This window comes from Pseudophaeobacter arcticus DSM 23566 (genome assembly GCF_000473205.1).
Classification (GTDB): Bacteria; Pseudomonadota; Alphaproteobacteria; order Rhodobacterales; family Rhodobacteraceae; genus Pseudophaeobacter; species Pseudophaeobacter arcticus.
In genome coordinates this window covers 3,508,120-3,525,213 of record NZ_KI421507.1, presented here as the reverse complement: position 1 = coordinate 3,525,213, position 17,094 = coordinate 3,508,120, and the positions used below count along the sequence as shown (strand labels likewise).

Here is a 17,094-nt window from a genome sequence, read left to right as displayed (position 1 = left end):
TCCAGCCAGTCAGTAGAATTCCTGCAGCTATAGGCCAGCAGGCAGGACCGGGTCTAGGGGGCGATAGCCGCCGGGTCCAAGACCTTGTACAGATAGGTGGTGGCTTCAAAAACATCGGCGCTGGGGTTGCGGCAATATCCGGGGATGGCACCGGCAACCTGATAGCCGAGGCTTTCATAAAGCCGTTGCGAAGGATCGCCAGAGCGGGTGTCCAGAACCAACAGCGTCTTGCCGTGATGCTGGGCCTCGGTCTCCAAGGCCAGCATCAGCGCCCGGCCCAGCCCGCCGCGACGGGCCTTGGGGTGGACAAGCAATTTGGCCACATCTGCCCGGTGCTGCTGATTGGGAGGCTGGGCGACCGCCAGCTGCGCGGTGCCTTGCAGCTCGCCGTCAACAAAGGCGCCAAAGAGGATGATGTCGCCGCGCTGCACCGCTGGAAAGATCTGATCGCTCCAGAACCGGGCGGCGTCTGGGTGCGAAAACGGCAGGACAAAGCTGACGCTGGCACCGGCCTGGACGCAGGCCCATAGGATTTCGGCCAGCGCGTCCGTCAGGCTATGTAGTTCGGCAGCTGTCACCGGGCGTATTTCGATTGTCATATCAGCACCAGAATGTAGCGGGCCCCCTGGGGGCCTGATGAAAATTGGGATGATCCGGTCAGGTGATAGCGCAGGCAATCGCCGGCCTGCAGCGCATGGGTTTTCCCGGAGAGGGTAAGCTGCAGCGCCCCCTGTTGCAGGATCAGGTGATGTTCCAGGCCAGGACGCGACGGAGATTCATAGGTGATGGTCTGTTCGGGCGGCAAATAGCCCGCAATGACCTCGCCAGCCAAAGTGGGCGCTGGAGGCGAGATTTGTCGCCGCTCAAACCCGGTGGTTGGGTCGCGCCATAGCTGTTGTTGCGCGGCGGTTACCAGCGGCGCATGGCTGTCTTCGACCTGCATCATCAGCCGGGACATTGGCAGCGCATAGGCGGCACACAGCTGGCCGAGACTTTCGGCGGTGGGGCTGACCTCGCCCTTCTCCAACCGGGACAGGCTGGCCCGGCTGATACCGCTTGCCTCGGCCAACTGGTCCAATGACCAGCCCCTGTCCTGTCTGAGTGACGCCAGCCGGTTGGCCAGACGGCTGTTAAAGTTGTTCATCTGTTTCACCCATCTACAATTAGAGAATAATTCCCATATTTGAGATTCGCGCAAGAAAAAAACACCCGGAGCAGGTCTATCTGCTCCGGGTGCATTGCATTCAGCGGAGGGGGTTTATTCCCAGCCGGCCTGGTCAAAGATTTTTTGCGCTTCGGGGATGTTCTTGGCGACCTCTGACAGGTTCACATCATCAGGTTTGAAGTGCCCCAGCGCGGCGATGCTTGGCGCCAGGCCAACACCGGGAACGGCGGGATATTCGTCGTTGCCCGCCGAGAAATACTGCTGCGCCTGATCCGAGGCGAGATATTCCAGGAACTTCACGGCGTTGTCGCGGTTTGGCGCATGGACTGCAACGCCCGCACCAGAAAGGTTCATGTGTGCACCTTCGGCATCCTGCGAGGGGAAGATCCAGCCGATCATGTCACGGCTGTCGGACAGGCCCTTGACGTTCTTACGGATCGAACGGGCAAAATAGTAGCTGTTGCCAACCGCAATTTCGCATTCACCAGAAACGATACCGCGCATTTGGTCGGTGTCACCGCCCTGGGGCGCGCGGGCCATATTGGCGACAACGCCCTTGGCCCATTCAGCAGCCTTTTCGGCGCCGTGGTGGGTCACGATAGAAGCCAGCAAAGTCTGGTTGTAGGTGTTGCTCGAGGAGCGGATGCAGATTTGACCTTTGTAGGCCGGATCGGCGAGATCCAGATAGGTGCGCGGCGGGTTGGCGACATCGTTTTTGTCATAAAAGATGATCCGGGCGCGCTGCGAGAAGCCAAACCACTGGTTGTCGCTATCCTGGATGTAGCTGGGAACCCTGGCTTCCAGAATCGCACTGTCGACGGGCTGCAAGATGCCTGCATTTTTGGCACGTGCGAGCCGCGAGGTATCCACGGTCAGCAGGATATCGGCAGGAGAATTGGCGCCTTCGGCGGACATGCGGGCGATCAGCTCATCTGCTTTGCCTTCGATCCGGTTGATGGTGATGCCGGTGGCTTCCTCAAAATCGGAATAGAGGCGCTCGTCGGTGTCATAGTGACGTGAAGAATAGAGGTTCAACTCACCTTCGGCTGCGGCGGAGGTTGCAACGGCAGCTGCAAGAGCGCCTGCAAGGATGGTTGTGGCTTTCAACATGGCGATTCCGATCTACAAATAGTCCGCGTTGGGTCTGCGGAGTTTCCGACTGATTTTGTCAATTATAGAAAAAACCAGAGAAGGAAAGCAAAAACTGACAAAAACCATCAGAAAAATTCCAGACAGATACCCTGCAGGAGCTGCACCCGCCCGTTACGGCAGGGAAAGGACGCAAGTGAAAGCGTGACGAGGTGAAGATAGGACAAGTGAAGGCATGGCATTGTCCAAACACAAAAAAACCGCATCCGAGGATGCGGTTCTTTCGATGAGAGCGAGATCTTAGTCTCAGCCCTGGCGTGCTTTGAAGCGCGGCTGTGTCTTGTTGATCACGTATACGCGGCCCTTGCGACGCACAATGCGGCAATCACGGTGCCGGTTCTTGAGCGAGCGGAGCGAGTTCTTGACTTTCATAGTCATTCTCCTGTTCTGCGGCGCGAACCAGCGCCTAGGTTTGCGGATGTCCTGACCGATTGGCCAAAACAGTTAATTCATGGTGGGCACTACAAGGTTCGAACTTGTGACCCCTTCGATGTCAACGAAGTGCTCTACCGCTGAGCTAAGCGCCCATGAAACCCTTGCGCCCCCCTGTCCCAAAATGAATGGGACGCGGAGAACCGCGCCGGTGAAGGGGTCTATAATCAGAGTCGCGAAGGGGTGCAAGAGCTTTTGATGCTAGAATTTTCGCTCTATGGTGATTTCAAGAAACCAAGGGCAGACGCACCTATGTCAAAGCAAGCATTTTCCGTTTTTTCGCCGGTTGAACTGACGTCATCGGTGGTTTTTGCCTCGCCTCATAGCGGATCCGACTACGATTCTGCCTTTTTGCAGACCTCTATTCTAGATGCCCAGCAGATTCGCAGCTCGGAAGATGCCTTTGTCGATCAGCTTTTTGCGGATGTTACCAGATTCGGGGCGCCTTTGCTTACGGCACATAAGCCGCGCGCCTTTCTGGATCTCAATCGTGCCATAGAAGAGCTGGATCCGGCCCTGATCGAGGGGGTGTCGCGCCGGGGACCGAATCCGCGGGTTGCTTCGGGGCTTGGAGTGATTCCCCGCGTGGTGGCAAATGGTCGGGCGATTTACCGGGGTAAAATGCAACAGCAGGAGGCGCATCAGCGCATTCAGCAGTATTGGCACCCCTATCACACCGCCCTTCAGGGTCTGATGCGACAGGCGCAGGGGCGGTTTGGACATGCTATTCTTATCGACTGCCATTCCATGCCGCACGAGGCCGTCGCAACCCTGCCTGCACGGGGCGCTGCCCCGCCGGAGGTGGTGCTGGGCGATCGGTTTGGCTCTTCCGCCGGGACAGTGGTGATGGACCAGGTCGAGGCGGCCTTTGTTGGGGCTGGGTTGCGGGTGGCGCGCAATGCGCCTTTTGCCGGCGCCTATATTACCCGGACCTACGGACGCCCATCGCGGGGACAACATGCGGTACAGGTTGAGATTGATCGCTCTCTTTATATGAACGAGACCGAGGTGTGCCCAAATGAAAATTTCGCAGCCTTCCGGGAGCTGTTGGGGCAGGTCGCCGGGGTCATCGCCGGGATAAAGACTGACGAGACCAACTTACCGCTGGCGGCCGAATAGATTCGCCTCATCACGGCCTTCACATATCGGGGCCTCACAAAACGACCCCGCACAAATGCCCATGCTTGATCGGGCCATGTTTAACGGGCCATGTTTGACGGGGGGTGGGCAGGCGTCTTGGGGGGCAAGTCCCTAGCGCAGGGCGCGCCCTTTCAGGATGGCGCTGTCGCCAAACCGTTTTCGAATCGCATCCGTTGCGCGCTCTGCCTGGGCGCGTTTGCCCGCCTGTGGGTCCAGCAGATCGCCACCGCTATCGGCCTGCGCCTCGGGGGCCAGATCAGAGATGCCACAACCGAGCAACCGATACGGGCCCTGATCGCCAACCTGATCCAACAGGGCGCGTGACTGGCGGTAGATCACATCGGCCAGTTGCGTCGGGCTGTGCAGCGAGATCCGCCGGGTCAGGGCTGAATGATTGGCCCGCTTCAGTTTGAGGGTCACCACCCGCCCGGCCAGGGATTTGGCCTTGGCGCGATCCGCCACCTGTTCTGCCAGCCGCCACAGATGGCCGTCCAGCACATCAAGGTTGGCGGTGTCTTCCATAAAGGTGGTCTCTTTAGAGATTGATTTGACCGGGGCATTTGCCGAAACACGGCGGCGGTCTTCGCCGCGTGCCAGATGCCACAGCCGCTCTCCGGTGCCACCAAAGCGGGCGACAAGATCCTGTTGCTCCCAGCGCAGCAGGTCGGCAAAGTTGCGAATGCCAGCCCTGTCCAAAGAGGCCTGCGCTGCGGGGCCAATCCCCCAGATCAACCGCACGGGTTTGTCGCGCAGGAAATCGGCGGTTTCCGCCTTGCCGATCACCGAAAACCCACGCGGTTTGTCCAGATCAGAGGCAACCTTGGCCAGGAATTTATTGTGCGACAGCCCGATGGATCCGGTGATCCCCTGCTCGTCCTTCATCCGTTTGACCAACCGCGCCAGCATCACGGCGGGCGGCTGGCCGTGCAGTTTCTGAGTGCCAGAAAGATCCATAAAGGCCTCGTCCAGCGACAGGGGTTCCACTTCGGGGGTGAGCTCATCCATCATCGCGCGCACCGCCCGGCTGACCTCGACATAGGCCGACATGCGCGGTTTGATCACCACCGCATCGGGGCAGAGCTTCAGCGCCTGAAACATTGGCATGGCAGAACGGACACCGCGTATCCGCGCCACATAACAGGCGGTGGACACAACGCCGCGCTTGCCGCCACCGATGATCACCGGCTTGCTGGCGAGTTCAGGATTGTCGCGTTTTTCGACGCTGGCGTAAAAGGCATCGCAGTCCATATGGGCAATGGTCAAATCGAACAGTTCGTCATGCTGCTTGATCCGCGGGCTGCCACAGTTTGGGCAGCGTCGCGTCGGAGCAATCTGGCTGAGGCAATCACGGCATAGGGCTTGCATGGCGCAGGGGAGGCTTTATCTCTGTCTGGAGCGATGCAGCATTTTACCCCGGCTGTTTCGACTTGTCTTTAGGACTATCAGCTTGCAAGTGAAGAACATGTCTTTTTCCGGCGCAAAACTGGCCCTGTTTCTCGGGCTCGACCTTTTGGTCATCAAACGCGATGACAAGCCGGATATCCCTTATCCGGGCTATTGGGATCTGCCGGGAGGGGGCCGCGAAGAGGGAGAAAGCCCCGAGGACTGTGTGCTGCGGGAAACCTTGGAAGAAGTCGGTCTGTCGATCCCGAAGACCGATCTCACCTGGTCGCAAAGCTACCAGCGGCCACGTGGAACCGTCTGGTTCTTTGCCAGCCATCAACCGGCGGATCTGGTGAAACAGGTCCGGCTTGGCTCTGAGGGGCAATGCTGGCGCCTGATGGCGCCCCAGAGCTATTGCAGCCACGCCCTGGCCGTGCCGCACTTTGTCGAACAACTGCAAAGCTACCTTGCGCGCTGAGCCGCAAGCGCCGCCAGAGACCTGCTGTTGCCCCGGTGTGATCTCAGTTTTGGTCTGTAGGGGACAAAAAATTCCCCCGCTCTCAGGCGGGGGGAGGAAGACGAGCCTCAGGAAGAGGAGCTCGTCAGGGGAGTGTCTCGGGATCAGAATCGCCCATCACAGGGCGTTTCGCAAATTTCATTGTGTGTTCTGATTGGTGCCCAGCCTTGGGATGTGGCTTTCGTGTCACGGGGCAATTTGGCACAGCAAGGCGGTTGCGATGAAATTTTCACCTGAATACAAAATGTTGACGTAGGGTAAGCTATGAGACTGCGCACCAGGCCTTGTTCAACGGGAAGGCGATCCCAAAGTAATTTTTCTGATGCTTTTTTAGGCAGCTGCGGCATTGGACGGGGTTTGCAGCCCTTTTGAGTGGCAAAACGACCAGAAAATGCGCGCCAGAAACCGGCCCCGCAATCGCCGAAGAGGAGGGGTGTAATTGCAATCTGCGCTGGCGGGTTGGTAATTCAGGCCGAGCGGAGTTCATCCAGAATGGCCAGTGCTGCTGCCCGTGGGTCAGTGGCTTGCCAGATGGGCCGTCCCACCACGATATGATCCGCTCCATCGGCAATCGCAGAGGAAGGTGTCGCGACGCGCTTTTGATCGCCCAGCTCTGCCCCCGTGGGGCGCACGCCGGGGGTGACAATCAGCTTGCCGACGGCCTCGGGCAGGGTGCGGATCAGCGCGGCCTCTTGCGGGCTGGCGATCACCCCATCTGCCCCCGCAGCAAAGGCCTTGCCGGCGCGTTCCTGCACCAGATCGCGGATCTCACCAGGTTTGATCAGGGCGCTGTCCAGATCGGCACGATCCAGCGAGGTGAGAATGGTCACGGCGAGGATCTTCATCTCCTTGCCCGCGGCGCCTTGCTTGGCGGCCTGCACCACATAGGGGTCGCCGTGCACGGTGAGAAAATCCAGATCAAACTGGGCCAAGCCGCGCACGGCGTTTTCAACGGTTGCACCGATGTCAAAGAGCTTCATGTCGAGGAAGATCCGCTTGCCCAATTCCTGCTTTAGCTCATTGGCCAGCGCCAACCCGCCGCCGGTCAACATGCCAAGACCAATCTTGTAGAAAGAGACCGCATCCCCCAGCTGTTCGGCCAGTTTCAAACCGGCAAGAGCATCGGGAACATCCATGGCAACAATCAGGCGGTCGTCGGCTGTGGTCTGGGACATGAGGCTTCTCCGGAAATCTGGGTTGGCTATCTGGGCTGAGGGATTGGCGCTTTCCTACTGCGCTGCTGAAGGTGGGGAAAGCCCCAAAATATGGGAGTCCGACCCTGGCATTGATGCATATCAGGGATTTTCCATGAATTTTGCCCAAGTATGACCTTGAAGAGGCGCTAAGACCTCCCAAATTGATCTGTGAGGCCTGGACCGGGGCGTGCCGCAAAGCGGGCGCAACCATATCTATTCGGGCGCTTGTAAAAGGAGAGAGACATGGACTTGAACAAGTTCACCGAGCGGGCACGGGGTTTCGTGCAAGCGGCGCAAACGATTGCGATGCGCGAAGAGCACCAGCGAATGGTGCCAGAACATCTTCTCAAAGCATTGATGGATGACGATCAGGGGCTTGCCAGCAATTTGATTGGCAAATCCGGTGGTAACGCCGCCAGAGTGGTTGAGGCTGTGAATATCGCCGTGGGCAAGCTGCCCAAAGTGAGTGGCGATGCCGCCCAGGTTTACCTGGATGGTCAAACCGCCAAGGTTCTGGATGAGGCCAGCAAGATCGCCGAGAAGGCCGGCGACAGCTTTGTGCCCGTCGAGCGGGTACTGATGGCGCTTTGCATGGTGAAATCCAAAGCCAAGGACGCGCTGGAAGCCGGCGACGTCTCCGCACAAAAGCTGAATGAAGCAATCAACGATATTCGCAAAGGCCGCACTGCGGATAGTGCCACCGCCGAAGAGGGCTATGACGCGCTGAAGAAATACGCCCGCGACCTGACCGAGGCGGCGCGCGAAGGCAAGATTGACCCTATCATTGGCCGGGATGAGGAAATCCGTCGCGCCATGCAGGTGCTGTCGCGCCGTACCAAGAACAATCCGGTTCTGATTGGTGAGCCAGGCGTGGGTAAAACCGCCATCGCCGAGGGCATGGCCCTGCGCATCGTCAACGGTGATGTGCCCGAATCTCTGCGCGATAAGCAGCTTTTGTCCCTGGACATGGGCGCGCTGATTGCCGGGGCTAAATATCGTGGCGAATTCGAAGAGCGCCTAAAGGCTGTTTTGACCGAAGTCACCGAGGCCGCAGGTGAGATCATTTTGTTCATTGACGAGATGCACACCCTTGTCGGGGCGGGTAAGTCGGATGGCGCCATGGATGCTGCCAACCTGATCAAACCTGCGCTGGCGCGGGGGGAGCTGCACTGTATCGGTGCCACCACTTTGAATGAATACCGCAAATATGTGGAAAAGGACGCGGCCCTGGCCCGTCGCTTCCAGCCTGTCATGATTCAGGAACCAACGGTTGAAGACACCATTTCGATCCTGCGCGGCATCAAGGAAAAATATGAGCTGCATCACGGGGTGCGGATTGCGGATGCGGCCTTGGTCGCGGCGGCAACCCTGTCGAACCGCTATATCACTGATCGCTTCCTGCCGGACAAAGCCATCGACCTGATGGACGAGGCCGCAAGTCGGTTGCGTATGCAGGTGGACAGCAAACCAGAAGAGCTGGATGCGCTGGACCGTCAGATCCTGCAGATGCAGATCGAAGAGCAGGCCCTGAAGGTTGAGGATGACATGGCCTCCAAGGACCGTCTTGAGGTCTTGCAAAAGGAGCTGTCGGATCTGCAGGAAGAATCCGCTGAAATGACTGCAAAATGGCAGGCAGAGCGGGATAAGCTTGCGGGTGCGCGGGACCTGAAAGAGAAGCTGGACCGGGCGCGCGCCGATCTGGAAATCGCCAAGCGCGAGGCAAATCTTGCCCGGGCCGGTGAGCTGTCCTACGGCGTCATTCCAAACCTGGAAAAGCAACTCTCCGAGGCGGAAAGCCGCGAAGAGCAGGGTGTGATGGTCGAAGAGGCCGTGCGTCCTGAGCAAATTGCCGGCGTGGTGGAGCGCTGGACCGGTATTCCAACCTCCAAAATGCTGGAGGGCGAGCGCGACAAGCTGCTGCGCATGGAAGACGCGCTGCATTCCCGTGTCATTGGTCAGAACGCGCCGGTGACGGCGGTGGCCAATGCGGTTCGCCGGGCACGGGCTGGGCTCAATGATGAGAACCGCCCCTTGGGCTCCTTCCTGTTCCTCGGGCCAACCGGGGTTGGGAAAACCGAGCTGACCAAGGCGGTGGCGAACTTTCTGTTCGACGATGACCACGCCATGGTGCGGATCGACATGTCGGAATATATGGAAAAGCACAGCGTCGCGCGTCTGATCGGGGCGCCTCCCGGCTATGTTGGCTATGACGAAGGTGGGGCCTTGACCGAAGCGGTCCGTCGGCGCCCCTATCAGGTGGTGCTGTTTGACGAGGTGGAAAAAGCGCACCCGGATGTCTTTAACGTGCTGTTGCAGGTTCTGGACGACGGTATGCTCACCGATGGCCAGGGGCGCACGGTTGATTTCAAGCAGACGCTGATCATCCTGACCTCGAACCTTGGCGCCCAGGCGCTGAGCCAGCTGCCCGAAGGGGCGGATGCCTCGGATGCCAAACGGGACGTCATGGATGCGGTGCGGGCCCATTTCCGGCCAGAGTTCCTCAACCGTCTGGATGAGACCATCATCTTTGATCGCCTGGCGCGCAAAGATATGGACGGTATCGTTGATATCCAGATCGCCCGCCTGGCCAAACGCCTGGCCGCGCGCAAGATCACCCTGTCCCTGGACGAGGGTGCCAAGACCTGGCTGGCGGATGAAGGCTATGACCCGGTTTTTGGGGCGCGTCCGCTCAAGCGGGTGATCCAGCGTGCCTTGCAGAACGCCCTGGCGGAGCTGCTGCTGAGCGGCGAGGTCAAAGACGGCGATACCGTGCCGGTTTCGGCAGGTGGTGACGGGCTGATCATCGGCGATCGCCTTGGCACCACAGAGCGGCCAAAACCGGATGACGCTGTGGTGCACTGATCCACCGGATCAACAGTGCGGTAAACCAAAAGACAAAGCCCGCCAGTTTTGGCGGGCTTTTGCGTTTCGTACATTGTTTTGGGCAAAGCGCTGCGGGCGAGGTTACTCTTCGATGGCTTCCTGCACGATCTCGTCCAGCAGGGTCTGAATGACCTGCATCGCGCCCTCTGGGAAGCTGCGAAAGCCCACGGTGACGCTGTCTTCGCCGGGGCGCTGGGCGACAAAGATGTCATAGGGGCAGAAGGTGATGTTCATCGGGTCGGCCTCCATCACCTGACGGGACAGTGTGGCCGAGCAGAAGGAATAGACATCAGCCTGTTCAAACAGCACCACATCAGATCCAACATCGGCACGGGTGCGTTCCAACATCTCGCCCACGTGGCTGATGTGGTCGACCACAAAACCGCGGTCGGTTATGGCGCTTTCCAGGCCAAACGTGACATCTTCGTAGTCCAGCTCTGTCGAATAGCTGACCATGTTTTGATCCTGCGCGACTGCGGAAGTCATGAACAGCGCGCTAACGGCGATGGTGGCGGCGAAATATTTCATCTGGCTTCTCCCAATGTGATCTGAAGTATGTTGCTCAATGTGAGCATCCCCTTCATTTTGGGGATTAGATACAGGCAGCACCGGGCAACCTGTACATTTTTATATATAGGAGTTTTTGCATGGGTTTCGCCGCAAAAGCCATAGAGTTTCTTGCACTTGGGTTTGTTTTCCTGCTTGGCGCCATGGTGCTGGTGGGCGTGCTGGTGTTTGTCGTGGACCGGTTGCAGACCCAGGATGCGATCCGCAGGAACTATCCGGTCGTTGGCAGGTTTCGCCATTTGTTCAGCACCATGGGTGAGTTTTTCCGCCAGTATTTCTTTGCCATGGACCGCGAAGAGATGCCCTTTAACCGGGCCCAGCGAGAATGGGTTGGCCGTGCCGCCGAAGGGGCGGGAAACACGGTTGCCTTTGGCTCGACCCGCAATACGACTGTGCCGGGAACGCCGATTTTTGTAAACGCGCCCTTTCCGCCGCTGGATGATCAATATGCCAGTACCGAACCTCTGTGCATCGGGGCGCAGGCGCGCGTGCCTTACATGGCGCCTTCCTTCTTTAATATCTCCGGTATGAGCTACGGCGCGCTGTCGCAGCCGGCGGTGCGTGCCCTGAGCCGTGGCGCGCGTGAGGCCGGTGTCTGGTTGAACACCGGGGAGGGCGGGCTGAGCCCGTTTCATCTGGAGGGCGGCTGCGATATTGTCTTTCAGATTGGCACCGCCAAATATGGTGTGCGCAACCCCGAGGGGGGCCTGAGCGACAGCAAACTGCGCGAGATCGCTGCCAATCCCACGGTGCGGATGTTTGAGCTGAAGCTGTCGCAGGGGGCCAAGCCGGGCAAGGGGGGGATCCTGCCGGCGGCAAAGGTCAGCGCCGAGATCGCAGCCATTCGCGGCATTCCCGAGGGGGAGGCCAGCATCTCGCCCAATCGGCACCCCGAGATGCGGAACTTTGATGATTTGTTGGACATGATCTCCCATGTGCGGGAGGTGACGGGCAAACCGGTTGGCATCAAAACCGTGGTTGGCTCTGAAGTGGTGATGCGGGAGATGTTCATGGTGATTGCCTCGCGCCCCGAGGCGGCGCCGGACTTCATCACCATTGACGGCGGCGAGGGGGGGACCGGGGCCGCGCCTATGCCGCTGATTGATCTGGTGGGCATGTCGGTGCGGGAAGCCCTGCCGCTGGTCTGCAATCTGCGGGATGAATACGGCTTTCGTGATCGTATCCGGCTGATCTCCAGTGGCAAGCTGGTCAACCCTGGCGATGTGGCCTGGGCGCTGGCGGCAGGGGCGGATTTTGTCACCTCGGCGCGCGGCTTCATGTTCTCGCTGGGCTGTATTCAGGCGCTGAAATGCAACAAGAACACCTGCCCCACGGGCATCACTACCCATGACCCGCGTTTTCAAAAAGGCCTGGTGGTCGAAGACAAGTACAAACGCGTGGCGCGCTACGCCACGGAAATCATCCATGAGGTTGAAACCATCGCTCATTCGGTTGGGGTTACCGAGCCGCGCAAGCTGCGCCGCCGTCATGTGCGCCTTATGCAGGAAAACGGCCATTCTCGCCCGATGAATGAAATCATGCCAAGTTACAGTGCCGTCGCGCAGACGTGACAGGATATGTTTTGGCCTGTGCGGCTTGCTGCGGTAGTCCAGTGGGGAACGATACATTTTAGGAGATGCCCTCATGGCCCGCCGCTGGACCAATACGCTTACCGCCGCAGATGTGACCCCCAAAGCTGCATTTATGAACCGCCGCCAGATCATGGCGGGGCTTGGCGGTATGACGGGGCTGGCCGGTCTGGCTGGTCTGGGGGCGCTGCCGGGGGCGGCACAGGCGGAAACCCTGGAGCCAAACTCCTGGGAGGACGTGACCAGCTATTGCAACTATTATGAGTTTGGCACCGGCAAAGGCGACCCCGCCCAATATGCCGGTCAGCTGACCACCGCGCCCTGGAGCGTCAAGATTGACGGGATGGTGGAGCGCCCCGGCGACTATGATTTCCAGCAAATCCTGAGCGAGATGACCCTGGAGGAACGTATATACCGCTTCCGCTGTGTCGAGGCCTGGTCGATGGTGGTACCCTGGACCGGGTTTGAACTGGCCGACCTGCTGGCCCTGGCTGGTGTCCAAAGTGAGGCCAAATACGTGGCCTTTGAAACGCTCTATCGCCCCTCTGAAATGCCCGGCACCGCCTATCGGGTACTTGATTGGCCCTACCGCGAGGGTCTGCGCCTGGATGAGGCCATGCACCCGCTGACCCTGATGGCGACCGGTATCTTTGGCAAAGACCTGCCAAACCAGAACGGTGCGCCGCTGCGATTGGTGGTGCCATGGAAATACGGCTTCAAATCAATCAAATCCATTGTGCGGATTACCCTGACGGATAAAGAACCCCAGACCAGCTGGAACATGGCAAACGCGCGGGAGTATGGATTCTATAGTAATGTAAACCCAGAGGTCTCTCACCCGCGGTGGAGCCAGGCCTCCGAGCGCCGTCTCGGCGGTGGGTTGTTTGCCAGCCGCCAGGACACGCTGATGTTCAACGGATATGAGCAAGAGGTGGCTTCCCTCTACGAGGGAATGGATCTCGCCAAACATTTCTGACGGTACTGCCAGGCGGGCATGGTTGGTGGGCAGGGCTGGTGGGCTGACAAAGTTGCGGGCTGATAAAACCGGGCGCAGTACAGATCAGGCCGGAGGGGTACTCCCCTTGGCGGGCTACGTTGCAGGGTCCGCGTCGCGGGTCACAGTCTAAAGCGGCACGCCTTAGGGGGGTGGCCTTTTCGCTTGTCGCAGCAGCATTGGATCCCACCATGACCTGTAACCTAGCTGAACTCTAAGTGAGCACGGTGTAATCCCCTTTGGGCTTTGCGCGGAGGTGCCTTATCTTTGATGCCAGCCCTTCTGCCCGTGCCCCAAACGGATGCAGTGACGCAAGGCGCAAACCGGAAAAGGACGGGTCACAGGATGATCGACACAATGATCGACAGGACAAATGCAGCCCTTCGCAAAATCCCCACTTGGGTCTTGTACCTTCTGGGGGCGCTGTATCCCTTGTGGCTTTTGTATCTCGGCAGCACCGGTGGCCTGGGGGCGGATCCGGTCAAGGCGCTGGAGCATGATCTGGGCGAGCGCGCCTTGCAGCTTTTGGTTCTGGGCCTGGCAGTGACGCCCCTGCGCCGCTTTGCCGGGGTGAACCTGATGCGGTTCCGGCGGGCCATTGGCGTGCTGACCTTCACCTATGTGGCGCTGCATCTGCTGGTCTGGCTGGTTCTTGACGTGCAGATCATCAGCCAGATCCTGGGCGATATCGCCAAACGCCCCTATATCACCATTGGCATGGCGGGCTTTGTGCTGCTGCTGCCGCTTGCCCTGACTTCAAACAATGTCTCGGTCAAACGCCTTGGTCGCCGCTGGAAGCGGCTCCACCTGCTGACCTATCCCGCCGCCCTATTGGGGGGGATCCATTATGTGATGCTGGTGAAGGGCTTTCAGATTGAGCCTTTGATCTATCTGGCAGTGATCCTGGCTCTGCTGGCGACACGGCTTTCTGGTGGATTTGGTGTGATGGTACGCAGTTTTGGTCTTAAAACCTGACGGCCGCCTGCGGCAGTTCTCTTCCCAGAATGAACGCTGGCCCTGAGTGTTTGACCCTGAGTGATTGGCCCTGTGTGTTTTGGGATTTGAGGTGACTCGGGGGGCGGCTTGTGTGTGCGCTGAGCTGTGTTGTTTTTGGTATGAAGGCTGGGCGGTTTTTGGGGGGCTGTGGTGGTGAATTTTGGATTAACCATCTGAATTTGCCTTATTTTCTGGCTCTTCTGAAAAAAGGTACTGATTTTGTAATTTAGGTCTTGCGGGTTTGTTGAGTTAACACTAGAACCCCCTCTACCGGCAGCGGCGACGCGGTTTGGTGGGGTTGCTTCGGCGGCCGGACGGGCCGGAGAGACGGTTGTGACGCTCGGGAGAGACCGGGGCATCTGAGGGGTGTGATGAGGCGGTTGCGCTAAGGAATTGGCGCGGTGGTCTTGTTTTTGGCCTTTGGGTGTTGCTCTTTGACATTGATGATAACTGAAGAGATATGTGGGCGGTTTGGTTCGTTTCGATGGATCAACGTCTGTATATCAACGCTCTTAGTAATATTGCGGCGCTCAAGTAGCGCAGCGGTAGCGCGATGATAGAGTGTCAGCTTCACTGTTTGAACGGTTCACTGTTTTCTTATGAAAACTGTGTACATCAAACAGATGACTTCCAATGCGTGTTCAATCCTTAGCCGGGTGAACATATGGGCCTGCCCCCAAAGGTGGCCCTGAGTATTGGAGATGTGCAGAGGTTCGAACGTCAAGGATAAGCAAGCGATTGCTTTTCAACTTGAGAGTTTGATCCTGGCTCAGAACGAACGCTGGCGGCAGGCTTAACACATGCAAGTCGAGCGCACTCTTCGGAGTGAGCGGCGGACGGGTTAGTAACGCGTGGGAACGTGCCCTTCTCTAAGGAATAGCCACTGGAAACGGTGAGTAATACCTTATACGCCCTTCGGGGGAAAGATTTATCGGAGAAGGATCGGCCCGCGTTAGATTAGATAGTTGGTGGGGTAATGGCCTACCAAGTCTACGATCTATAGCTGGTTTTAGAGGATGATCAGCAACACTGGGACTGAGACACGGCCCAGACTCCTACGGGAGGCAGCAGTGGGGAATCTTGGACAATGGGCGCAAGCCTGATCCAGCCATGCCGCGTGAGTGATGAAGGCCTTAGGGTCGTAAAGCTCTTTCGCCAGAGATGATAATGACAGTATCTGGTAAAGAAACCCCGGCTAACTCCGTGCCAGCAGCCGCGGTAATACGGAGGGGGTTAGCGTTGTTCGGAATTACTGGGCGTAAAGCGCACGTAGGCGGATCAGAAAGTATAGGGTGAAATCCCAGGGCTCAACCCTGGAACTGCCTTGTAAACTCCTGATCTTGAGTTCGAGAGAGGTAAGTGGAATTCCGAGTGTAGAGGTGAAATTCGTAGATATTCGGAGGAACACCAGTGGCGAAGGCGGCTTACTGGCTCGATACTGACGCTGAGGTGCGAAAGTGTGGGGAGCAAACAGGATTAGATACCCTGGTAGTCCACACCGTAAACGATGAATGCCAGACGTCAGCAAGCATGCTTGTTGGTGTCACACCTAACGGATTAAGCATTCCGCCTGGGGAGTACGGTCGCAAGATTAAAACTCAAAGGAATTGACGGGGGCCCGCACAAGCGGTGGAGCATGTGGTTTAATTCGAAGCAACGCGCAGAACCTTACCAACCCTTGACATCCTTGGCCCGCCAGAGAGATCTGGTTTTCTCGCAAGAGACCAAGTGACAGGTGCTGCATGGCTGTCGTCAGCTCGTGTCGTGAGATGTTCGGTTAAGTCCGGCAACGAGCGCAACCCACATCCTTAGTTGCCAGCAGTTCGGCTGGGCACTCTAGGGAAACTGCCCGTGATAAGCGGGAGGAAGGTGTGGATGACGTCAAGTCCTCATGGCCCTTACGGGTTGGGCTACACACGTGCTACAATGGCATCAACAATGGGTTAATCCCAAAAAGATGTCTCAGTTCGGATTGGGGTCTGCAACTCGACCCCATGAAGTCGGAATCGCTAGTAATCGCGTAACAGCATGACGCGGTGAATACGTTCCCGGGCCTTGTACACACCGCCCGTCACACCATGGGAGTTGGATCTACCCGAAGGCCGTGCGCCAACCTTTCGAGGGGGCAGCGGACCACGGTGGGTTCAGCGACTGGGGTGAAGTCGTAACAAGGTAGCCGTAGGGGAACCTGCGGCTGGATCACCTCCTTTCTAAGGATGTATCTAGATACTTGGTTGAGTTACCAACGCGCTCAAGTAGCGAAGCGGTAGCGCATAAAAGTCGTGATACACTTAGCAATGAACAGTAATCAAAACTGTTCAACATCAGTTAGGTCCTTACGTCGCCGCAAGGCGGTAGGACACTAACATGGACCGAGCCGTCCTCATATCTCTTCAGACAAGTCGCGGCAGCAGCCGTTATCTGGCGCTGCCTGGTGACATAACCACTGAGTGCTGCTCTCGGGCATTGCTTTGCAATACCCTGTCGCACACGGGTTTTGATTTGCTTTGCAAATCGAAAACCGGGTCGGTAGCTCAGGTGGTTAGAGCGCACGCCTGATAAGCGTGAGGTCGGAGGTTCAAGTCCTCCTCGACCCACCACTCATCCTTCGGGATTAAGATGGGGCCTTAGCTCAGCTGGGAGAGCGCCTGATTTGCATTCAGGAGGTCAGGAGTTCGATCCTCCTAGGCTCCACCATTACAGACAATTAGATCGTTAAGCACTGTGCGCAGTTCTTAACCGTCCAATTGGACGAATTGATATCGTAAAGAGAGAAACAATCAACAACACTGTTGATCGCCCCGAGTGTGGGGATGATCTCAGATTGGTGCTGGGTGAGATCTTCGGGTTTTACACAGCGAGCTTATGAACACGTCTGTTTCCTCGGACGTCCATGAGTATGCCGGTTTGAAACGACAGAGTTGTCCAAGTCAAGTACACTAACCCGGTTCCAATTCCGCATAGGTTTTGGAACCACATATGTTTGACGCCTGTTTTGATACCGGGTCTGACCGACATCAGGCCCTCAAGTAGCGAAGCGATAGGGCATCAAACATGGGAAAGTATGCTTTTTGGTTCAGAGA

The 17,094-nt window shown here is 57.9% G+C and carries 13 protein-coding genes, 3 tRNA genes and 1 rRNA gene; 9 read left to right on the top strand and 8 right to left on the bottom strand.

Features of this window, described 5'->3' with window-relative positions:
- Positions 1–53: 53 nt before the first annotated feature.
- From ARCT_RS0121520 to ARCT_RS0121500, 5 genes are all read right to left on the bottom strand, one after another.
- Positions 54–599 (bottom strand): GNAT family N-acetyltransferase, encoded by a 546-nt coding sequence (locus tag ARCT_RS0121520; protein WP_027241914.1) that lies wholly within the window; start codon positions 597–599, stop codon positions 54–56.
- Positions 596–1,144, bottom strand: coding sequence for a helix-turn-helix domain-containing protein (locus tag ARCT_RS0121515; protein ID WP_027241913.1), 549 nt, complete (start codon positions 1,142–1,144; stop codon positions 596–598). The genes ARCT_RS0121520 and ARCT_RS0121515 overlap by 4 nt, the downstream gene beginning before the upstream one ends.
- 114 nt (positions 1,145–1,258) lie before the next feature.
- The gene (locus ARCT_RS0121510; RefSeq protein WP_027241912.1) at positions 1,259–2,275 is read right to left on the bottom strand and encodes a Fe(3+) ABC transporter substrate-binding protein; all 1,017 of its coding nucleotides are present in this window, start codon (positions 2,273–2,275) and stop codon (positions 1,259–1,261) included.
- A 285-nt stretch (positions 2,276–2,560) separates the two neighbouring features.
- Positions 2,561–2,686: a type B 50S ribosomal protein L36 gene (gene ykgO, locus ARCT_RS0121505; protein ID WP_008205324.1), complete on the bottom strand. Its 126-nt coding sequence runs from the start codon at positions 2,684–2,686 to the stop codon at positions 2,561–2,563.
- Between the two features lie 80 nt (positions 2,687–2,766).
- Positions 2,767–2,841, bottom strand: a tRNA-Val gene (locus ARCT_RS0121500).
- 157 nt (positions 2,842–2,998) lie between these two features.
- On the opposite strand from ARCT_RS0121500, the gene ARCT_RS0121495 reads away from it, so the two are divergent.
- Positions 2,999–3,865, top strand: a complete 867-nt coding sequence (locus ARCT_RS0121495; RefSeq protein ID WP_027241911.1) for an N-formylglutamate amidohydrolase — start codon at positions 2,999–3,001, stop codon at positions 3,863–3,865.
- A 132-nt stretch (positions 3,866–3,997) separates the two neighbouring features.
- On the opposite strand, the gene ARCT_RS0121490 is transcribed toward ARCT_RS0121495, so the two are convergent.
- Positions 3,998–5,251 (bottom strand): DNA polymerase IV, encoded by a 1,254-nt coding sequence (locus ARCT_RS0121490; RefSeq protein ID WP_084300925.1) that lies wholly within the window; start codon positions 5,249–5,251, stop codon positions 3,998–4,000.
- Between the two features lie 97 nt (positions 5,252–5,348).
- Between ARCT_RS0121490 and ARCT_RS0121480 the strand changes: the two genes are divergently transcribed.
- Positions 5,349–5,747 (top strand): NUDIX hydrolase, encoded by a 399-nt coding sequence (locus ARCT_RS0121480; RefSeq protein WP_027241909.1) that lies wholly within the window; start codon positions 5,349–5,351, stop codon positions 5,745–5,747.
- Positions 5,748–6,253: 506 nt separating this feature from the next.
- Here ARCT_RS0121480 and pyrF read toward each other — a convergent pair.
- A complete protein-coding gene (gene pyrF, locus ARCT_RS0121475; protein ID WP_027241908.1) occupies positions 6,254–6,961 on the bottom strand; it encodes an orotidine-5'-phosphate decarboxylase in 708 nt (235 codons plus the stop codon).
- Positions 6,962–7,225: 264 nt separating this feature from the next.
- Between pyrF and clpB the strand changes: the two genes are divergently transcribed.
- Complete coding sequence (clpB, locus tag ARCT_RS0121470) at positions 7,226–9,844, top strand: ATP-dependent chaperone ClpB (RefSeq protein WP_027241907.1); 2,619 nt, start codon at positions 7,226–7,228, stop codon at positions 9,842–9,844.
- A gap of 102 nt (positions 9,845–9,946) precedes the next feature.
- On the opposite strand, the gene ARCT_RS0121465 is transcribed toward clpB, so the two are convergent.
- Positions 9,947–10,393 carry a DUF302 domain-containing protein gene (locus ARCT_RS0121465; protein ID WP_027241906.1) on the bottom strand — a complete coding sequence of 149 codons (447 nt, stop codon included), beginning with the start codon at positions 10,391–10,393 and terminating at the stop codon, positions 9,947–9,949.
- Between the two features lie 119 nt (positions 10,394–10,512).
- On the opposite strand from ARCT_RS0121465, the gene ARCT_RS0121460 reads away from it, so the two are divergent.
- The 6 genes from ARCT_RS0121460 to ARCT_RS0121430 all read left to right on the top strand — a co-directional run bounded on the left by ARCT_RS0121460 (position 10,513) and on the right by ARCT_RS0121430 (position 16,708).
- A complete protein-coding gene (locus ARCT_RS0121460; protein ID WP_027241905.1) occupies positions 10,513–12,003 on the top strand; it encodes an FMN-binding glutamate synthase family protein in 1,491 nt (496 codons plus the stop codon).
- A gap of 73 nt (positions 12,004–12,076) precedes the next feature.
- The gene (gene msrP, locus ARCT_RS0121455) at positions 12,077–12,997 is read left to right on the top strand and encodes a protein-methionine-sulfoxide reductase catalytic subunit MsrP (RefSeq protein ID WP_027241904.1); all 921 of its coding nucleotides are present in this window, start codon (positions 12,077–12,079) and stop codon (positions 12,995–12,997) included.
- Between the two features lie 363 nt (positions 12,998–13,360).
- Complete coding sequence (msrQ, locus tag ARCT_RS0121450; RefSeq protein ID WP_240476360.1) at positions 13,361–13,990, top strand: protein-methionine-sulfoxide reductase heme-binding subunit MsrQ; 630 nt, start codon at positions 13,361–13,363, stop codon at positions 13,988–13,990.
- 767 nt (positions 13,991–14,757) lie between these two features.
- Positions 14,758–16,221: ribosomal RNA gene (locus ARCT_RS0121440) — 16S ribosomal RNA — on the top strand.
- Positions 16,222–16,534: 313 nt separating this feature from the next.
- Positions 16,535–16,611, top strand: a tRNA-Ile gene (locus ARCT_RS0121435).
- A 21-nt stretch (positions 16,612–16,632) separates the two neighbouring features.
- Positions 16,633–16,708, top strand: a tRNA-Ala gene (locus ARCT_RS0121430).
- The last annotated feature ends 386 nt before the right edge of the window (positions 16,709–17,094 follow it).

Coding starts and splice junctions, on each gene's coding strand:
- clpB (WP_027241907.1), top strand. CDS start 7,226: ATGGACTTGAACAAGTTCACCGAGCGGGCACGGGGTTTCGTGCAAGCG.
- ykgO (WP_008205324.1), bottom strand. CDS start 2,686: ATGAAAGTCAAGAACTCGCTCCGCTCGCTCAAGAACCGGCACCGTGAT.
- ARCT_RS0121495 (WP_027241911.1), top strand. CDS start 2,999: ATGTCAAAGCAAGCATTTTCCGTTTTTTCGCCGGTTGAACTGACGTCA.
- ARCT_RS0121520 (WP_027241914.1), bottom strand. CDS start 599: ATGACAATCGAAATACGCCCGGTGACAGCTGCCGAACTACATAGCCTG.
- ARCT_RS0121480 (WP_027241909.1), top strand. CDS start 5,349: ATGTCTTTTTCCGGCGCAAAACTGGCCCTGTTTCTCGGGCTCGACCTT.
- ARCT_RS0121515 (WP_027241913.1), bottom strand. CDS start 1,144: ATGAACAACTTTAACAGCCGTCTGGCCAACCGGCTGGCGTCACTCAGA.
- ARCT_RS0121460 (WP_027241905.1), top strand. CDS start 10,513: ATGGGTTTCGCCGCAAAAGCCATAGAGTTTCTTGCACTTGGGTTTGTT.
- ARCT_RS0121510 (WP_027241912.1), bottom strand. CDS start 2,275: ATGTTGAAAGCCACAACCATCCTTGCAGGCGCTCTTGCAGCTGCCGTT.
- ARCT_RS0121465 (WP_027241906.1), bottom strand. CDS start 10,393: ATGAAATATTTCGCCGCCACCATCGCCGTTAGCGCGCTGTTCATGACT.
- pyrF (WP_027241908.1), bottom strand. CDS start 6,961: ATGTCCCAGACCACAGCCGACGACCGCCTGATTGTTGCCATGGATGTT.
- msrQ (WP_240476360.1), top strand. CDS start 13,361: ATGATCGACACAATGATCGACAGGACAAATGCAGCCCTTCGCAAAATC.
- ARCT_RS0121490 (WP_084300925.1), bottom strand. CDS start 5,251: ATGCAAGCCCTATGCCGTGATTGCCTCAGCCAGATTGCTCCGACGCGA.
- msrP (WP_027241904.1), top strand. CDS start 12,077: ATGGCCCGCCGCTGGACCAATACGCTTACCGCCGCAGATGTGACCCCC.